4 protein-coding genes and 1 pseudogene are annotated in these 3,976 nt (G+C 42.7%); 3 read left to right on the forward strand and 2 right to left on the reverse strand.

The genetic code is table 11. The annotated features are described in order from the left end of the window. Both VTH8203_RS20220 and VTH8203_RS20225 read right to left on the reverse strand, forming a co-directional pair. Positions 1 to 111 (reverse strand): helix-turn-helix domain-containing protein (locus VTH8203_RS20220; protein ID WP_158296086.1); only part of this gene is annotated, 111 nt, incomplete at its 3' end. A gap of 144 nt (positions 112 to 255) precedes the next feature. Next, positions 256 to 708 (reverse strand): hypothetical protein, encoded by a 453-nt coding sequence (locus VTH8203_RS20225; RefSeq protein ID WP_096995277.1) that lies wholly within the window; start codon positions 706 to 708, stop codon positions 256 to 258. Positions 709 to 1,126: 418 nt separating this feature from the next. Between VTH8203_RS20225 and VTH8203_RS20230 the strand changes: the two genes are divergently transcribed. The 3 genes and pseudogenes from VTH8203_RS20230 to VTH8203_RS20240 form a co-directional block, all read left to right on the forward strand. Further along, entirely contained in the window at positions 1,127 to 1,414 is a 288-nt protein-coding gene (locus VTH8203_RS20230; protein ID WP_096995278.1) for a GIY-YIG nuclease family protein, read from the forward strand. A gap of 54 nt (positions 1,415 to 1,468) precedes the next feature. Continuing rightward, complete coding sequence (locus VTH8203_RS20235) at positions 1,469 to 2,395, forward strand: COG2958 family protein (RefSeq protein ID WP_096995279.1); 927 nt, start codon at positions 1,469 to 1,471, stop codon at positions 2,393 to 2,395. A 281-nt stretch (positions 2,396 to 2,676) separates the two neighbouring features. Next, positions 2,677 to 3,768: pseudogene (locus VTH8203_RS20240) on the forward strand (ISNCY family transposase); the annotation flags it as partial. Positions 3,769 to 3,976: the final 208 nt, after the last annotated feature.

Below are 3,976 nucleotides of genomic sequence, written 5' to 3' on the forward strand. Positions count from 1 at the left end.
ATAAGTGCGAACGGTATTTCTAGAGATACCTAAATCTCGCGCGATGCAGCGGATGCTTTGCCCTTGCTGATGTAAAACGTGTATTTCCACTAGTTGCTCCTGATTGATCATAATCCGCCGCTTTGTCCATTTTACGAACGGATAGTTTGCCTCAGGTGGGTCAATTTTAAATCGGCGTTAGTGGGTCATTTTTACATCGGCGCTGACAACTACGCTATTAACTACATTTGCTAGTACCAGAGCGACATTCCTATATTACGGTGCAGTGCCAATTTGTACGTCTGATTTAGAAAACTCACTTATGAGTACATTGGAATCCATGTTTGGATACATCCTCGCATACATGGCTATTTCTGTCCTCACGCTAGGGATGTCGTGAATTGGATCTCGTTTGACTCTCTCCAGCAGCAATGTTTCTAGGTATAGGTAAACCACTTGTTCAACTGCATAGAGCGGTGTTTGTGTCTTGTTGAAGTGATCTGTTAAAGCAGTTCTCAATCTATTTGATTCAAAATGATCAAAGGCTATGCATAAATTGTCATTGTCTAGTTCACATAGCAAGCTTTCAAATAGGGTGAATTTGCAGACTTGGAATTTATATTGGTCGAAGATGTTTGCACCAACTTTTACCCCCTGTCCATCAGTAAAATTAAAACGGTCTTTTGCTAACCACTGTTCTTTCTTGAGTAGTTTTTCGATGTCTTCCATGGTTCAAGTTTCCTTCTTGACTAAGGCTATCGCCACCAGCTCACTTTCACGCTCACGAGTTCCTCCTACAGATCAACTTTAACATCGTCCGAAAACAAGCAATTTATTTAGCTCTCGTTTAGATATGACTTTGGCTTGAGCCATGTTCGTGTACCTCGGGAAATATCCATGAATTACAGAAAGTTCCACACACTCGGCATTAGCACTGTATTTGTTAGGTTAGCACAGATAAACAGGGAGTTTCGGGGAAATCTATTCCTGAAGTTATTCATGACTTTGCTAATGTAAGATTTTTGAAACTCATTTATGCCCCATTCGTGCTTAGAGTTGTTACTCTTCACTAAAAAAAATGATTATATTGACCAACATTTTCTAATGTTGGAAGCTTATGCACAGTCAGTTCCGTTGAAGTGCCACAATGCATAGTAATAGTAAGGTAATCTATAAAATCACATACCCAAACGGTAAGATCTACATCGGTAAAGATCTTACGAACAGTATCAACTACTGGGGAAGTGCAAAAAGTGAGGTCATAGCTGAGGATTTTAGCTTTGAAGAAAGAATGAATATGACCATTCAACGCGAAGTTATATTCTTTTCTGATAGCGCTGATGAAGTCAATAAGAAGGAAGCTGATTTGATTCGCCAGTACGACTCTAACAACCCTGATGTTGGGTATAACAGGTGGCCAAAGTACAAACGCTAGATGTCCCTTTACGCGTTGGGATATGGTTAATGAACAAGAAGAATAAAAACAGCAATGAGTAAATTATCGCAATCAAAGAAGATCGCACTCTTCCTGGAAGGCAACCCAAATCAACGATATACCGCAAAAGCGATTGCCGAAGCGATCACTGACCGTTATCCAGAAGATTATGCCGAGAAAAGGGCGAACCCTCGCTTTGAAACTGAGCAAGACTTTATTTCACAGGTCGTTGCTGAAATCGGCTCTCAGAAACAAAGCATTCTTAATCAATCAGATAAGATTAAATGGCAAGACAAACCCCGTCCTAGAGTGTACTGGTTTGATGATGGCTCGTTGTTGGTGAATGACGAACCAGTGCCTGAAGAAGAACCATCAGACGAAGCGCCGATAAACAATACGCTGAGTGAGCATGATTTATATCCGATCTTAATGGATTACCTAAAGTCAGAACATCAACTTTACTGCTTACGAATCGATGAAAAGCGGTCAAAGAATAATTTAGGCAGCGGTGGAAATCAGTGGTTGCATCCCGATATTGTCGCAATGGAACCCGTTGCGCAGCAATGGCATCAATACGTTAAAAGCTGTGTACTTCAAGGAGGTGGTCAAAGTGTTCGTTTGTGGTCATTTGAAGTTAAGAAAACACTAACGATGGGCAATTTGCGTAAGTGTTTCTTCCAAGCGGTCAGCAACTCGTCATGGGCTAGCGAGGGCTATTTAGTAGCTACAGCGATTGCTGATAGCCGTGTTGAGCAAGAACTGCGAATGTTAAGCGCTTTGCATGGTATTGGTGTCATTCTACTTTCTGTAGGCAATCCATCAGAAAGTGAGCTGCTGCTACCAGCTAAAAAGCGTCCTGAGATTGATTGGCAGTCCGTGAACCGACTTGTCGAAGAAAACGCAGACTTCAAAGATTTTATCGATCTAGTTTCTAACTACTACCAGACAGGTCGTGTCCGCAGCAAAGATTGGAACCATTAAGGATAGAATATCGATAATTTGCGTTTGGAGTTAATGAGTTAGAAAAGGGCTTTTCAATACTAGAAGTTATCCGCATTTTCCTAATTTAAATGATTACTCTAAGTAGCCTTTGTCCAAAGCCTTCACAGGTTGAATTTTTACCCGTGTGTGATCACCAAGCGATTCTGTCGTACCTTAATTACCAAGCGACTTTGTCATTACACTAACTACCGAGGGAAAATGTCGGGACTGATTTAGCGTACTTTTTAAAGTAATCAAATGAGCTTTAAAGGGTGCTAAGGATGTTCTATATGGATTCAAAATCACAGTTTACTGTCGATATCATTAGCAAAGTCATTGATGGCAAAATTACTATCAATAGTGCTACGCAATTACTGCAAAAATCACGAAGAACCGTTGAACGTTACTTGAGTCGCTATCGCAAGGAAGGCATTCGGTTTGTGATCCACGGTAACACTGGCCGTGCCCCCATCAATAAAATCCCTGAGTCACTCAAGAAAGAGGTGCAGAACCTCATTCAAACCAAGTACTACGACTTTAATCTTCAACATCTATCAGAGCTTCTGAGCAAAAATGAAGGGCTGTCGATTAAGCGTGAAACGTTACGTTCTTGGGCGCATGATATTCACCACGTCAAGCGTTCTAAACGCCGTAGAAGTCGAGTCAGAAAGTATCGAGAGCGTATGCCGCTGCCAGGGCTAATGCTGCAAATGGATGGCAGTCCTCATCGCTGGTTTGGTGATGAAAAGTCTTGCTTGATTGCCATCATTGATGACGCTACTAGTGATATTCATGCGCAGTTCTTCCCGTCAGAGACCACTGAAGGCTGCATGAAGGTGATGCGAGCTTATATTGAAAAGCGAGGCATATTCAAAACTCTCTACGTGGATCGAGCAGGTATCTTTGGTGGGCCGAAACGCAGCAACTTCTCGCAAATGCAGCGAGCTTGTGATGAACTCGGTATCGAAATTATCTTCGCCAACTCACCTCAAGGGAAGGGACGAATCGAACGAGCCTTCGATACCTTCCAAGACCGCCTTGTCCCTGAACTGCGCCTCAATAACATCGCTGACATGGAGAGCGCAAACCGATACTTGCAAGAGGAGTTTATCCCCAAATACTGGGTGAATAATGTCATGGTTCAAGCGACTAAATCGAGCTCTGCGTTCAAGTCGTTGCCACCTGACCTAGACCTTAACAGCATCTGCGTACAGAAAGAATATCGAACGATACGACGTGACCACACGTTTAGCTTTGATAGCAAAATGTACGTTATCGACTCGCCAGTACGTTACTCCATAGAGAACCAAAAAGTAGAAATACGATGTCAGTTCGATGGTACCTTCTCTGCTTACTTCGGTCATCGACGGTTGTCGGATAGGCGGCACCTGTTACCAGGTGCCTCCCTCCTCAGAACCGTACGTGCAACTTTCACTGCATACGGCTCAAGCCTCCACAAAGGCACCGTTAAGCACCCAGTAACAATTACCTTTGCGATACACACACAAAGCTTTAAAACTGTCCCAATGGCCACTTAATGAGTAAGAAACCACGGTTCGTTGTCAGAAGACGCACTAATTT

Source organism: Vibrio thalassae (genome assembly GCF_900089835.1).
In the GTDB taxonomy this organism is placed as follows: Bacteria; Pseudomonadota; Gammaproteobacteria; order Enterobacterales; family Vibrionaceae; genus Vibrio; species Vibrio thalassae.

Excerpts from the sequence above, each read along its gene's own strand:
- VTH8203_RS20225 (WP_096995277.1), bottom strand. The coding sequence starts at position 708 with ATGGAAGACATCGAAAAACTACTCAAGAAAGAACAGTGGTTAGCAAAA.
- VTH8203_RS20230 (WP_096995278.1), top strand. The coding sequence starts at position 1,127 with ATGCATAGTAATAGTAAGGTAATCTATAAAATCACATACCCAAACGGT.
- VTH8203_RS20235 (WP_096995279.1), top strand. The coding sequence starts at position 1,469 with ATGAGTAAATTATCGCAATCAAAGAAGATCGCACTCTTCCTGGAAGGC.